A 14,234-nucleotide genomic window follows, 5' to 3' on the forward strand; every position below is an offset into this window, starting at 1 on the left:
TGCCGCGACACGTTCGGCAAGGAGGCTTCAACCCCATCGTCGAGGGACGCCGCCTTGCCTGGCGCTTTCCTCGGCACGTTTCCGAACCAGCCGAGCCGCTCATTGGCGATCGGGCGGTCCAACCGCGCGTGCTCCCACGGCCCGCAAACACGCCTTGTTTTACGCAATGTTGCTGGCTTCTCGCGCAAACGCCGCTGGCGCGGCGTTATCGGCTGGCGGCCCAATCAAACTCAATCCGCCGAAACAGTACAGCAATCTCAAGGCCACACCGCGGCCACAGCTTTCCCGTTTCAGAGCAGATCAGGTGCTCTCGAGGTGTGGAATGTCGTTTTTGCGGGCCTGGTTTGTCGCGGTAATGGTTTGCGGCGTGTCGATGGCAAGTTCAGTTCCGTTGCTGTTGCCGCAGCCGGCCGCGGCGCAGAGCACGGACGCGATCGTGGTCGAGGGTAACAGGCGCGTCGAGGCCGAGACGGTCCGCTCCTACTTCAAGGCCGACGCGAGCGGCCATTTCGACCAGGGGGCAATCGACGACGGCCTCAAGGCGCTGGTCGAGACCGGCCTGTTTCAGGATGTGAAAGTCGGCAGGGCCGGCGGACGCATCGTCGTGGCGGTGGTGGAAAACGCCGTCATCGGCCGCATCGCCTTCGAAGGCAACAAGAAGATCAAGGACGAGCAGCTTTCCGCTGAAATCCAGTCGAAGCCGCGCGGAACGTTCTCGCGGGCGATGGTGCAGTCCGACACGCTGCGGATCGCGGAGATCTACCGCCGCTCTGGCCGCTACGACGTGCGCGTCGCGCCGGAGATCATCGAGCAGCCGAGCAACCGCGTCGATCTCGTCTTCACGATCGAGGAGGGCGCCAAGACCGGCGTCAAGTCGATCGAGTTCATCGGCAACAGCGCCTACTCGGCGGCGCGCCTGCGCGATGTCATCAAGACGCGCGAAACCAACCTGCTGAGCTTCCTCGGTAGCGGTGACGTCTACGACCCTGACCGGGTCGAGGCCGATCGCGACCTGATCCGCCGCTTCTACCTGAAAAACGGCTTTGCCGATGCGCAGGTCGTTGCGGCGCTGACAGAATATGATCCGGACAAGAAGGGTTTTCTCGTCAGCTTCAAGATCGAGGAAGGGCAGCAATACCGGGTCGGGACCGTCGATTTCCGTTCCAGTATCGCCAGTTTCGACGCAAGATCGCTGCGCGGCTTCTCTCGGGTCAATATCGGCTCGGTCTATAATGTCGAACTGGTCGAGAAGTCGGTCGAGGAGATGCAGATCGAGGCCTCACGCCGCGGCCATGCCTTCGCCGTGGTGCGGCCGAGCGGTGACCGCAATTTCGAAGCGCACACCGTCTCGGTCATATTCAACGTCGACGAGGGTCCGCGCACCTATATCGAACGCATCACCCTGCGCGGCAATACCCGCACGCGCGACTATGTGATCCGGCGCGAATTCGACATCGCCGAGGGCGATGCCTATAACCGTGCCCTGGTCGACCGCGCCGAGCGGCGGTTGAAGAACCTCGACTACTTCAAGACCGTGAAGATCTCCGCGGAGCCGGGCTCCTCCAGCGACCGCGTGATCCTGATCGTCGACATGGAGGAGAAGTCGACCGGCGATTTCTCGGTCTCGGGCGGTTACTCCACGACGGACGGCGCGCTGGCCGAAGTCTCGGTTTCCGAGCGCAACCTGCTTGGCAAAGGGCTCTTTGCCAAGGCATCGGTCACCTACGGCCAATATGCCCGCGGGGTCTCGCTGTCCTTTGTCGAGCCCTATTTGCTCGACTACCGGATTGCGCTCGGACTAGACACCTATTATCGCCAGCAATTGTCGAACAGCTATACGAGTTATGGCGTGACCACGCTCGGCTTCTCGCCGCGCCTGGGCTTCGCGTTGCGCGAGGACTTGTCGCTCCAGCTCCGCTACTCGCTCTATCAGCAGAGCATCACGCTCGCGAGCGCCTACAACAATTGCAACAACAACGCATCCAACACGTCGCTCGCCTTCAACCCGACACCGGCCTACATCCAGAGCGTTCTGGGCGGGGTCGATCCGACCAACTCGGCAAGTTCAGGTTACTACGGCTATGGCTGCTACGCTGACGGCGAATCGAGCTTGCCGGTCCGCAAGGAATTGGCGAACGGCCGGACCTTGACATCGGCGGTGGGCTACACGCTGACCTACAACACGCTCGACAATACCAAAAACCCGACCGACGGCCTGCTGGTCGACTTCAAGCAGGATTTCGCCGGGGTCGGCGGCGACGTGACCTATCTGAAGACGGCGCTGGACACCAAATACTACACGCCGCTGGTGTCCGAGATCATCAGTGTGATCCATCTGCAGGGCGGCGTTCTCAACAAGATCGGAAACAACGATCTGCGCATGCTGGATCACTTCCAGATGGGCCCGAATCTCGTGCGCGGCTTCGCCTCCAACGGCATCGGTCCGCGCGACATCACCTATGCAGGCTACGGCGCGACCGGCGATGCGCTGGGTGGCACGAAATATTGGGGCGCGTCCATGGAGCTGCAGATGCCGTTCTGGTTCCTGCCCAAGGAGGTCGGCCTGAAGGGCGCCGTCTACGCCGATGCCGGCTCGCTCTGGGATTACCAGGGGCCGACCTCGTGGGCGGCGACGGGCGAGGTCAATACCAAGGCCTGCCCGACCTGCGGACTGCAATATGACGACAGCAGCGTGGTGCGCTCGTCAGTCGGCGTCGGCCTGATCTGGGCCTCGCCGTTCGGACCGCTGCGGTTCGATTACGCGGTGCCGCTGACAAAGGGCAAATACGACGTCGTCCAGCAGTTCAGGTTCGGCGGCGGGACGTCGTTCTAGCCAGCGTGCCGGCATCAGCGCTGCGAGCAAGGTGGAGCCGTGCTCGCACGAACGATCAGCTTGGTCAGGACCTCGTTGACGCGTAGCACCGGCTTGCCGTCCGCCCGGCCAAGGAGATACTCTCCGGCAATCACACCGATCTGGTCTGCCGGCACCGATACGGTGGTGAGCGGCGGATCCAGGTAGGCGGCGAAATCGAGATCGTTGAAGCCGGTGATGGACATGTCATCGGGCACTGACAATCCGCTTGCTTGGGCTTCGATCAGGGCACCAAAGGCGAGCTGATCGTTGCCGCAGATCACCGCCGTCGGCCGCAATCGTCGGGCCAGCATGGCTTTCATCGCCAGCCGTCCTTCGAGGATACGATAGGGGCGTTCGATCATCCACTCGGTGGGAAGCTTCAATCCGCGCGCCTCGAGCGCCTGGCGGACGCCAGCAACGCGGCTAGCCGCGCGATCGTTATGCAACATGCGCCCGGCGATTACGCCGATATCGACATGTCCGAGGTCGAGCAGATAGTCGGTGAGTTGGCGTGCGGCCGCCACGTTGTCGAAGCCGACACAAGCGTGCGCATCGCTCAGCGTCCAGGTTTCGATGAAGGGTAGCTCCTGTTGCTCCAGCATCGGAACAAGATCGGGATGATGTTCGCCGCCGACCAGAAGAAGGCCGTCGATGCCTCGCGACATCAACAGCGACACCTCGCGCAGTTCGACTGCGGGATCATAGTCGGAGCTCGCCACGATCAGCGTGTAGCCGGAGGTCACCAGCCAGCGTTGGAGGGCGCCGATTGCCACAGCGAAACCCGCGTTCTCGATCGACGGCACCACCGCGCCGATCGTGCGGGTGCGTCGTGACGACAGCGCGCGAGCGGCGCCGTTTGGAACGTAATTGAGCTCCCGGCAGGCGCGCTGCACGCGCTGCAGGGCATCCTGCGCAACCGCAGCCGTGCCATTGAGGACGCGGGAGACGGTCGCGGTCGAGACACCAGCGCGCGCCGCCACGTCGGCCAGGCTCGCATGGCCGGGAAGAGGCGCCTTGCGCAAACGCTTTCTCGAAGGGGTTGGGTTGGTCACGTGGATATCGCCGAGGATTTAAGCTCGAATCTTTCTATTGACAGCCTACAGCTCCTGCAATATCGGTTAAAAATGTAAGCGCTTACATAAAGAGGAAAAGCGTTCATATGACCAGGATTGTATCCGTTGAGGCCCGTACCGTGCGTATTCCGCTGGACCGAGCCACCGCTTTTGCCCGGCGTCAGGTGACCCAGCGTGAGTATGCGTTGGTGCGGATCCGGACCGAGGACGGGATTGAGGGCATCGGGCATTGCTATGGCGGCCACGCCGCCGCGTCGCTCGTCAGCGAGGCGGTGCGCCTTTTACTTCGGCCGTTGCTTGTCGGGCGGGATGCCTGCGACACCGAAATCCTTTGGCAGGAGATGTACCAGGAGGCGCTGCTACACGGCCGGGTCGGATCGGTCATGCGGGCGATTAGTATCGTCGATACTGCGCTATGGGACTGCAATGCGCGCCGCGCCAAGTTGCCGCTCTACAAATATCTCGGCGCTGCCGCGAGCGGTACCGTTCCGGCATATGCGAGTGGCGGTTACTACCTCGAGGGCAAGACGCCCGAGAAGCTCGGCGAGGAGCTGGCATCTTATGTCGCACTCGGCTTCAAGGCCGTGAAAATGAAGGTCGGACGGTTGTCGCCGGTCGAAGAAGAGGCGCGGATCGCGGCAGCCCGCAAAGCGATTGGTGCCGACGTTCTTCTGATGCTGGATGCCAACAATGCCTGGTCGGACGTGCCGACTGCCTTGCGTTACATGCGGCGCTACGAGGACTACGATCCCTACTGGATCGAAGAGCCCTTCAGTCCGGACCAGATCGATGCGCATGCGGATCTGGCTGCCCGCACGCGCGTACCGGTTGCGACTGGCGAGATTGAGGCGGGACGCTGGCGCTTCAAGGAGCTGCTCGACAAGAAGGCCGCACTCATTCTGCAAACCGACGCGCTGGTCTGCGGCGGCGTCAGCGAGTTCCGCAAGATTGCAGCGATGGCCGACGCCTATGGCGCGACCATGTGTCCGCACTGGTTTCACGACGTGCATGTCCACCTCGTCGCGGCGTCGCCGAACGCGCGCTTCGTGGAGTTCTTCAGCGACGACAAGGTGCTGAACTTCCGCCGCATCGTCGATCGACAGCTTGAAATCGAGGGCGCGGGCCTGAAGCTTCCGACCTCGCCCGGCCTCGGCTACCGGTTCGATGAGGCCGCGATCGCCCGTTGCGACGCCGAAGCCTGGTCGTGATCGACGACGGAAGCCGAGGTCATGAATCTGGGATTGGAAAACCGAGTGGCGCTCGTGCTCGGCGCCGGCGGCGGCCTCGGTCGCGCGATCGCCGTAGCGCTCGCCCGGGAAGGGGCGAGCGTCGCGCTGGCCGATATCAGTGCGGGCGCCGTGACGGAGACGGTCGCCGCGATCGAGGCGCTACCGCCACGGGCGAGCGGGCAGCGTCCCCGCTCATTGTCGCTCGTATTCGACCTCGCCGAGACTGCGGCGATCGGCCCGCAACTCGCACGGATCGAGCGGGAGCTCGCGCCGATCGACGTTCTCGTCAACAACACCGGAGGTCCGCCGCCGGCGACGGCCAGCGGACAGGACGTTGCGGCCTGGCAACGCGCGTTCGAGATGATGGTGATTTCGGTTATCGCCGTGACGGATCAAGTCCTGCCCGGCATGCGCGCACGTCGCTTCGGGCGCGTCATCACCTCGACTTCGTCGGGCGTGATTGCGCCGATTCCAAATCTTGCGTTCTCGAATGCCCTTCGTTCGGCGTTGCTCGGCTGGTCCAAGACACTCGCAACCGAGGTCGCCGCCGATGGTGTCACGGCCAACGTCGTGATCCCCGGCCGGATTGCCACCGCCAGGACGCAGTTCCTCGATGAGCAGAAGGCGCGCCGCCAGAACCGATCGGCCGAGGATATCGCAATGGAGAGCGCGAACGCGATTCCGCTGAAGCGCTACGGCCGTCCGGAGGAATACGCCGATGCCGTCGCATTCCTTGCCAGCGAGCGGGCCTCCTATATCACGGGCTCGGTCATTCGCGTCGATGGCGGCCTGCTCGCCAATATCTGAATTCACCGAAATTTTCGCCAAGGGCGAGGAAAGCATCATGACCGAGAAAGAATTGTTCGAGATTTTCCGCGGGCTTTCGACCGCGACCATCACCACGGTATTGCTCAAGAAGGGCCTGCGGAACGTCTGGATGCGCGGGCCGCAGCCGCTCCAGCCCATGAAGCAGCGGTACGTTGGCCGTGCCTTTACTCTGCGGTTCGTGCCTGCGCGTGAGGATCTCGCAACGCCGGCTTCCTGGGCATCGCCGCGTTCGACGCGCGCCGCGATCGAAGATATGCCGAAAGGCACGATCGCCGTGGTCGACGCGATGGGCGTGCGCGACGCCGGAATCTTCGGCGACATTCTCTGCGCACGAATGGCGCAGCGTGGCGTCGCTGCCCTGGTGACCGACGGCGTCATGCGCGACCTTGCCGGCGTGCTCGATACCGGTCTTCCGGTGTTCGCAAGCGGAGTGGCAGCGCCGCCCTCGGTCGCTGGGCTGACCTTTGTCGGGTGGCAGGAGCCTATCGGTTGTGGCGGCGTCGCTGTCTTTCCCGACGATCTCATCGTGGTTGATGGCGACGGCGCGGTCGTCGTGCCCAAGGCCTTCGTGGAAGTGATCGCGCAGGAAGCGCCTGACCAGGAAGCCCTGGAAGCCTGGATCATGGACGAGGTGAACGGCGGCGCTGTGTTGCCCGGTCTGTATCCGCCGAGCGCGGAAAACAAGGCGCGCTTCGAGGCAAGCCGATCCAGCACGCGCTGACCGAACGGTCACGGTGCGCAAAGTCCCGACAGATCTGAAGTTCGCGCCCACTCGGCGCGACGAAGACGGCCGAAAGAGCCGTCGTCAACGCTAACACCAATGTCTGAGTGGTCAGGGAGGACAACATGACTGAGGGCATCGAGAAGATCGTAATCCGAAAGGCCTTTATCCGGCTGATGCCGCTGCTGTTGTTATGCTACTTCCTCGCCTATATCGACCGCGTCAACATCGGCTTCGCGTCCCTGACGATGAACAAGCAGATTGGCTTGTCATCGTACACCTACGGGCTTGGCGCCGGCCTGTTCTTCTGGGGCTATTTTTTCTTCGAGGTGCCGAGCAACCTGATCATGGACAAGCTCGGCGCGCGCCGCTGGATCTCGCGCATCATGGTGACATGGGGGCTCGGATCGGCGGGCATGGTCTTCGTCACGGGGGAAACGAGCTTTCTCATCGTACGATTTGTGCTCGGTGCGGCCGAGGCAGGCTTCTTTCCGGGCATCATCCTCTATCTCACCTATTGGTTTCCGGAAGCCTATCGTGCGCGCATGGTCGCCGTCTTCTCGGTTGCGATCCCGATGTCGCTCGGAATCGGCGCACCTCTATCGACGACTATAATGCTGCTGGACGGTGTCGCGGGCCTGTACGGCTGGCAATGGCTTTTCCTGCTCGAAGGGCTTCCGACCGTGATCGTCGGATTCGTCGTACTCTCAAATCTGCCGGATCGGCCGCGTGATGCGAAATGGCTGACCAGCGAGGAGCAGTTCTGTCTCCAAGCTACGATTGATCGGGAGCGTGAGGCTGCGCAGGTCCGGCAGGTGACCTCGGTCTGGAAGATGTTTGTCGATCCGCGCATCCTTGGCCTCTCGCTGATCTATGTCGCCAACACCACGGCCAATCTCGGACTGGCTTTCTTTCTGCCGCAGATCATCAAGGGCCTTGGTCTTTCCGATTTGCAGACGGGCCTCGTCACGTCGATACCCTATGTCTTCGGCACGATCGGAATTCTGGTCTGGGGTTATGTTTCCGACCGCTACAATGAGCGACGCTGGACTCTGTTTCTGGCGCTGGCCGTCACTGCAGTGGGGCTCGCCGGGGCGGCTCATCTCGGCAAGAGCAATATGGCGATCGCCTTGATTTCGCTTGCGGCAGTCGGAATCTACGGGAGCAAGGCTCCGTTCTGGCCACTGCCATCGATGTTCCTCAGCGGCAGCGCCGCGGCTGCCGGCATCGCATTCATTAATTCCGTCGGTAACCTCGGCGGCTTTTTCGGCCCGACGATTTTGGGATGGGTCAAGGAGACGACTGGAAGTTTCGAGATGGGCCTTTATGCGCTAGCCGCAATTACTGCGATGACAGCGCTCGCGTCGCTTTTCATCGTCAAACGGAAACAAGAATCCCAGACCGGAATCGGGGCAACCGTCCTGGCGCCAGTGCGGGAAAACAAGCGTCGGGAAGTTGCCTAGCCGCCGAGGATCCGCCGGCAGGCGTCGACGAACACCTGCGCGCCCGTGACGATGTCCGCATCCGCGGTGTTCTCGGTCCAGTGGTGGCTGATGCCGCCGATCGAGGGCACGAACAGCATGCCTGATGGCATGATGGTCGCGAGCATCTGCGCGTCGTGGCCGGCGCCGCTCGGCATGCGCAGCGATCGTCCGTCGGCAAGTGCCTTGCTCGCGGCCTCGATCGCGTCCTGAAAGCCGGTGTCCATCATCGCGGGCGCGCCGGTGCGGATCTTCTCCACGGCGACGGAGCAGGGACCCTTCGCTGAGGTCTCGGCCGCCATGGTTCGGAGCAGCTCTTCCAACCGCGCGATCACGGCGGGGTCGTCGTCGCGGATCTGGAACAGCATCTCGGCGCCGCCGGGGATGATGCTGGGCGCGCCCGGATCGAGCGTGATGCGGCCGGTGGTCCAGACCGTGCGTGGCCCGCAGACTGCCGGGAAACGCGCGTCGATGGCAACGCAGAAGCGCGCCAACGCCAAGCCCGCATCCTTGCGCACCGCCATGCGCGTGGTGCCGGCGTGATTTTGCGCGCCGGTGAATGTGATGCGGTACTGCCAGATGCCGACGATGGAGGTGACGACACCGATCGCAAGCTTGCCGCTCTCGAGCGTGTCGCCCTGCTCGATATGCGCCTCGAGATAGCCGATGTGCCGCCCCGGCTCGGCGCGAACACGCGCACGCCCGGCGAGGCCCAAGCCGGCCAGCGCATCGCGCATGGGGCGGCCGTCGGTGCGGTCGCGCGCGGCATCGATCTCGGCTTCGGTCACCTGGCCGACATAGGAGCGCGAGCCGAGGAAGCTGCCGAAGTGACCTTCCTCGTCAACCCACGCGGCGACCTCGACCGCGCCCTTCACGGTGGGATCGGTGTTGAGCACGCGCGCGGCTTCGAGCGCATAGACGACGCCGAGCGGGCCATCGAGCCAGCCGGCATGGTTCTGGCTTTCCAGATGCGATCCGGCGAGCAGCTTTGGCCCGGGCTTGGCGCTGGTGCTGACGATATTGCCGATGCCGTCGATCGCGCCGGTGAGGCCGGCGTCCGGCAGCTTTTGCACCAGCCAGTCCAGCGACTGCCTGTGCGGCTCGGAGAAGGTCGGCCTGTGCACGCCGGTCCTGTAGGTGCCGAGCGCACGGAGCGCGTTGAGATCGGCGAGGACGCGCTGGCCATCGGCGCGCGGCGTGGTGTCAGGCATGTTCGGCAACCTTCAGCGCCTCGGTGCGGATCTCTTCGACCAGCCTTTCCTTGAGCTGGACGAATTCCGGCGTGGTCTTGATCTTGTAGGAGCGCGGATGCGGCAGGTCCACGGCAATCTCGGCCTTGATGCGGCCGGGGCGCGCGCTCATGACGATGACGCGGCCGCCGAGGAAGATCGCTTCCTCGATGTCGTGGGTGACGAACAGCACGGTCTTCTGGTCGCGCTCCCAGATGCCGAGCAGCATTTCCTGCATCAGGGCGCGAGTCTGGTTGTCCAGCGCGCCGAAGGGCTCGTCGAGCAGCAGGATCTTTGGATCATTGGCGAGCGCCCGCGCAATCGCCGTGCGCTGCTGCATGCCGCCGGAGAGCTGCTTCGGCCAATGTTTCTCGAAACCGGCAAGTCCGACCCGTCGGATGAAGGCATCGGCGACCTTGTTGCGCTCGCCTTCCCCCACGCCGCGTTCGCGCAGGCCAAAGGCGATGTTCTCGCGCACGGTCAGCCAGGGAAACAGCGTGTAGGATTGGAACACCATGCCGCGATCGGCGCCGGGGCCGGTGACTTCGCGCCCGTCGAGCGTGACGCGCCCGCTGGTCGGCCGATCGAGGCCGGCAACGATGCGCAGCAGTGTGGACTTGCCGCAGCCGGAGGGGCCGAGGATGGTGACGAAGTCGTTGTTGCCGATGACGAGGTCGGTCGGCTCCAGCGCCCGTGTCGGCGCGTTGCCGTGACGCGCCGGGAAGGTGCGCGAGACCTGTTCGACCTTGAGGATCGTCATGCGAGCCTCCACGGAAACAGCCAGGCGTTGAATGCCTTGAACATGAAGTCCGAGAGCAGGCCGATCAATCCGATCACGATGATACCGAAGATGATCTGCCCGGTGTTGAGCAGCGCCTGGCTGTCGGTGATCATGTGGCCGATACCGGAGGACGAGCCGATCAGCTCGGCGACGATGACGTAGGTCCAAGCCCAGCCCAGCACCAGGCGCAGGATTTCCGCGATCTCCGGTGCGGAGGAGGGCAGCAGAACGCGGCGGATGATGCCGCGGTCGCTGGCCCCGAGCGTATAGGCGGCCTCCACAAGATCACGCCGCGTCGTGCCGACGGTGACGGCGACCATCAGGATGACCTGGAACACCGAGCCGATGAAGATGACCAGCAGCTTTTGCAACTCGCCGATCCCGGCCCACAGGATCAGCAGTGGAATGAAGGCGGAGGCAGGCAGATAGCGCGCAAAGGAGACGAAGGGTTCGAGGAAGGCTTCGATCGGTTTGTAGGCCCCCATCAGCACGCCGAGCGGCACCGCGATGATTGCGGCGAGCGCAAAGCCGCCGACGACGCGCCAGATCGTCATGCCGATGTCGAACACGAAGCCTTGCTTGGCCAGGAGATCATAGCCCTCTTGCACCATGGTCAGCGGGTTGGCGAGGAAGGTTTTCGACACATGGCCGCCGAAGGTCGCCCAGGACCAGAGAGCGACGAACAGTACGAAGAACGCAAGGCCATAGGCCACGCGCTGCCTCGATGTCACGGAATCCAGGGGACGCATCGCAAGTTGATCCGGTGCAGTCGATCATGCGCTGATCCCGCCGGCAAGCGGGACCAGCAGCATGTCGGGGCTTACTTGATGAAGCTCGCGTCGAAGAGATCCTCGACCTTCGGCGCTGATTTGATGATGCCGATTTCGAGCAGCAGATCGGCGGCTTCCTTGTTGAAGGCGAGGAAGTCGCCCGCGAAGAACTTCTGATTCGCGGCCTTGTCCTGCCAGCGCAGGTACTTTGCCGAGTTGCCGAACTGCTCGCCGGTCTGCTTCACGTCGGCGCCCATGATCTCATAGGACTTGGCCTGGTCCTTGGCGATCATCTCGAGCGACTCGAAATAGCTGTTTGCCAGCGCCTGCGCCGCCTTCGGGTTCTCGCTCAGGAATTTCGGGGTGCAACCGAACGTGTCCATCACGATCGGATAGTCGAGCGTGGTCGCGATGATCTTGCCCTTGTCGGGTGCGGCGCGCACGGTCGACAGGTACGGCTCATAGGTCATCGCAGCATCGTTCTGGCCGGAAACGAAGGCCTGTGCTGCGGCGGCCGGCTCGAGGTTGACGACGGTAACGTCCTTCACCGTGAGCCCGTTCTTCTTCAGCATCCAGGCCAGCGCGAAATAGGGCGAGGTGCCGGGGGCGGAGGCGGCAACGGTTTTGCCCTTCAGCTCCTTGATCGAATTGACGTCGTTGCGCACGGCCATGCCGTCGGCGCCATAGCTCTTGTCGAGTTGGAAGATCTGCTTGGTGGCGACGCCGTTCGCGTTCCAGGAGATCCAGGTCTCGACCGTTGTCGCCGCGCACTGCACGTCACCGGACGCGATGGCGAGGTGGCGATCCTTTTGCGGGATCTTCTTGATGGTGACGTCGAGGCCGTTCTTCTTGAAGATGCCGGCTTCCTTCGCCAGCGTCAGCGGCGCGAAGCCGGTCCATCCGGAGATGCCGACGCCGACCTTGACGTCGTCGGCGAGCGCTGGAGCGGCGGCCGCCAGAGCAATGATTGTCGCAAAAACTGTCGAACTACGCATGATTGTCGTCCTCTTGCCCAGATGGTTTGACGTCCTGTTGATCTCTATCGGTCCATGCGGACCGTTTGTGGAAAGCGTTGCACGATTTGTGCCGACATCGTTCTCTCATCCTCCCTTGAATCGCGCGACAAGGCGGTGAGAGTCACCGGGATAGAGCAGGCGCACTGCGGTGATCGTGCGTGCGCTACGCCAGGTATAGCGGTCGATCACCAGGCATGGCGCGCCGATTGCGATATCGAGCGCTTCCGCCGTGCGATCGTCCGCGACGATGGCGCTGATCGTATGCTCGGCCTCCGTCCATGGGACGTGATGAAGCAGCCACGATCCGGGCGGCTCGCGCGAGAAATCCGCGGTTGCCGCAGATGGCACGGATGAAAGATCGATCAGCCTGTCTTCGACCGCGAACGGCACGTTGTCGGCGCTGTGGCGGCAAGAGATCGCGATCACCTTGCCGGCCTTCCTGACGCCGAGACGCTCCCGATCGACGGCGGTGGCCGCGCGAAGCTTGCGGCTGATGAGCTCGTAACCATAGCCGCGGCCGAGGGCCGTGATCTCGGCGCGGATGTCGGCGATCTTGAGCACCGCCGACTGATGCTGTGGCCGTCGCACGAAAGACCCGGCGCGGCGCCGCCGCTCGATCAGGTCGGCCTGGGCAAGCTCGGACAATGCCTTGTTCACCGTCATGCGCGAGCAGCCGTAGCGCGCCACCAGCTCGTGCTCGAAGGGGATGCGGTGCCCGGGCGGCCATTCGCCGGTCAGGATGCGTTTCTCGATGTCGGCGCGAATGCGCTTGTAGAGCGTCGGCTTGTCGGCGCTATCTGCAGCAAGGCTCATGCGACGAGCCTCCGTACCGCCGTGTTGAAGCGTTCGCGCGCGGTCCGCCGCAATCTGTGCCGGCCGCCTTCGACGACTTTGGCCCCGCCGGCCCAGACGCAATCGATCGCGCTGCCGCCTGCCGCGAAGATCCAACCGTCGATCACCGCGTCGCGCGCGCGTCCCGCCAGCGACGGATGCGCGGTGTCCAGCGTGACGATATCGGCACGTGCGCCCGGCGTGAGGCCGACTGTCGGCTGCGCCAGCGCCCGCGCGCCGCCCGCAAGCGCATCATCGAACAACGCGCGCCCCGTCGAACGGCCGGCGCCGCCGGAGAGCACGTTGCGGGCGCGATGTTTCAGCCGTTGGCCGTATTCGAGCTGGCGCAGCTCATCGGCCACGCCGACCAGCACGTTGGAATCGGTGCCGATGCCGAACATGCCACCGGCATCGAGAAACTCGCGCGCCGGAAAGATGCCGTCGCCGAGGCTTGCTTCCGTGATGGGGCAGAGGCCCGCCACCGCACCCGTCCTTGCGAATGCGCTGACCTCCTCGTCTCTCATGTGCGTCGCATGGATCAGACACCAGCGCTGATCGACCGGCGCGTGCTCCAGCAGCCATTGGACCGGGCGCCGCCCCGACCAGGCGAGACAGTCCTCGACTTCCTTCACCTGTTCGGCGGCGTGAATATGCACCGGTCCGCCCTCGGCAAGGGGAATGATCGCCACAAGTTCTTCCGGCGCCACCGCACGCAGGCTATGCGGTGCGATGCCGATATTGGCGCCCGGCAAGTTGGCGATCGCCTTGCGCGACGCGGTCAGCAGCCTGGCGAACTGATCGACAGAGTTGATGAAGCGGCGTTGGCCGTCATGCGGCGCCGCGCCGCCGAAGGAGCCATGCGCATAGAAACTCGGCAGCAGTGTCAGCGCGATGCCGGACTCTCCGGCAGCCTGCGCGATACGCCCGGCCAGTTCTGCGGGATCGGCATAATGCGAGCCGTCGCGGTCATGATGGAGATAATGAAACTCGCCGACGCGGGTAAAACCCTGCTCCAGCATCTCGACATAAAGCAGCGTTGCGACGGCGGCGACTTCATCAGGCGTCATCGCCAGCGCAAAGCGATACATCGTCTCGCGCCAGGTCCAGAACGTGTCGATGGAATCGCCGCGCAATTCGGCAAGTCCCGCCATGCCGCGCTGGAAGGCGTGGCTGTGCAGGCTCGCAAGGCCCGGCAGCGCGACGGCGTGGCGTTCGTCGCCCGCGGCAGGCGCCACATCGGCGGTCACTTCCGCGATCGCGCCGGCGGTGATCACCACCTGCACGTCATTGGCCCAGCCCGAAGGCAGGAGCGCGGAGGCAAAATGCAGTCGGGACATGATTGACGACACGCCGGCTGGACAGAACGTTGTTACGATTATATGTCTAGACATATAAGTCAAGCATCCCACCCCCAAGGGCCA

12 protein-coding genes are annotated in these 14,234 nt (G+C 63.7%); 5 read left to right on the forward strand and 7 right to left on the reverse strand.

The features are described 5' to 3' along the window. The first annotated feature begins 373 nt into the window (after positions 1-373). Positions 374-2,833 (forward strand): outer membrane protein assembly factor BamA, encoded by a 2,460-nt coding sequence (gene bamA / locus JQ621_RS13535; protein WP_409334224.1) that lies wholly within the window; start codon positions 374-376, stop codon positions 2,831-2,833. 14 nt (positions 2,834-2,847) lie between these two features. On the opposite strand, the gene JQ621_RS13540 is transcribed toward bamA, so the two are convergent. After that, complete coding sequence (locus tag JQ621_RS13540; RefSeq protein WP_312015417.1) at positions 2,848-3,906, reverse strand: LacI family DNA-binding transcriptional regulator; 1,059 nt, start codon at positions 3,904-3,906, stop codon at positions 2,848-2,850. A gap of 107 nt (positions 3,907-4,013) precedes the next feature. Here JQ621_RS13540 and JQ621_RS13545 point away from each other — a divergent pair, with 107 nt between their 5' ends. From JQ621_RS13545 to JQ621_RS13560, 4 genes are all read left to right on the forward strand, one after another. Continuing rightward, positions 4,014-5,135 carry a mandelate racemase/muconate lactonizing enzyme family protein gene (locus JQ621_RS13545; RefSeq protein WP_212235204.1) on the forward strand — a complete coding sequence of 374 codons (1,122 nt, stop codon included), beginning with the start codon at positions 4,014-4,016 and terminating at the stop codon, positions 5,133-5,135. A 21-nt stretch (positions 5,136-5,156) separates the two neighbouring features. After that, a complete protein-coding gene (locus JQ621_RS13550; protein ID WP_212235205.1) occupies positions 5,157-5,963 on the forward strand; it encodes an SDR family oxidoreductase in 807 nt (268 codons plus the stop codon). Between the two features lie 37 nt (positions 5,964-6,000). Further along, complete coding sequence (locus JQ621_RS13555; protein ID WP_212235206.1) at positions 6,001-6,705, forward strand: ribonuclease activity regulator RraA; 705 nt, start codon at positions 6,001-6,003, stop codon at positions 6,703-6,705. 125 nt (positions 6,706-6,830) lie between these two features. Continuing rightward, positions 6,831-8,168, forward strand: coding sequence for an MFS transporter (locus tag JQ621_RS13560; RefSeq protein WP_212235207.1), 1,338 nt, complete (start codon positions 6,831-6,833; stop codon positions 8,166-8,168). On the opposite strand, the gene JQ621_RS13565 is transcribed toward JQ621_RS13560, so the two are convergent. The 6 genes from JQ621_RS13565 to JQ621_RS13590 all read right to left on the reverse strand — a co-directional run bounded on the left by JQ621_RS13565 (position 8,165) and on the right by JQ621_RS13590 (position 14,150). Further along, positions 8,165-9,397 (reverse strand): Zn-dependent hydrolase, encoded by a 1,233-nt coding sequence (locus JQ621_RS13565; RefSeq protein ID WP_212235208.1) that lies wholly within the window; start codon positions 9,395-9,397, stop codon positions 8,165-8,167. The two genes, JQ621_RS13560 and JQ621_RS13565, sit on opposite strands and share 4 nt — an antisense overlap. Continuing rightward, a complete protein-coding gene (locus JQ621_RS13570) occupies positions 9,390-10,175 on the reverse strand; it encodes an ABC transporter ATP-binding protein (RefSeq protein WP_212235209.1) in 786 nt (261 codons plus the stop codon). Before JQ621_RS13570 ends, JQ621_RS13565 begins: the two co-directional genes overlap by 8 nt. Beyond that, positions 10,172-10,945: an ABC transporter permease gene (locus tag JQ621_RS13575; RefSeq protein ID WP_212235210.1), complete on the reverse strand. Its 774-nt coding sequence runs from the start codon at positions 10,943-10,945 to the stop codon at positions 10,172-10,174. The genes JQ621_RS13570 and JQ621_RS13575 overlap by 4 nt, the downstream gene beginning before the upstream one ends. 71 nt (positions 10,946-11,016) lie before the next feature. Beyond that, positions 11,017-11,961, reverse strand: coding sequence for an ABC transporter substrate-binding protein (locus tag JQ621_RS13580; RefSeq protein ID WP_212235211.1), 945 nt, complete (start codon positions 11,959-11,961; stop codon positions 11,017-11,019). 105 nt (positions 11,962-12,066) lie between these two features. Then, positions 12,067-12,795, reverse strand: coding sequence for a histidine utilization repressor (gene hutC / locus JQ621_RS13585; protein WP_212235212.1), 729 nt, complete (start codon positions 12,793-12,795; stop codon positions 12,067-12,069). Further along, positions 12,792-14,150, reverse strand: coding sequence for a formimidoylglutamate deiminase (locus tag JQ621_RS13590; protein ID WP_212235213.1), 1,359 nt, complete (start codon positions 14,148-14,150; stop codon positions 12,792-12,794). Before JQ621_RS13590 ends, hutC begins: the two co-directional genes overlap by 4 nt. Positions 14,151-14,234: the final 84 nt, after the last annotated feature.

This window comes from Bradyrhizobium manausense, assembly GCF_018129685.1.
In the GTDB taxonomy this organism is placed as follows: domain Bacteria; phylum Pseudomonadota; class Alphaproteobacteria; order Rhizobiales; family Xanthobacteraceae; genus Bradyrhizobium; species Bradyrhizobium manausense_D.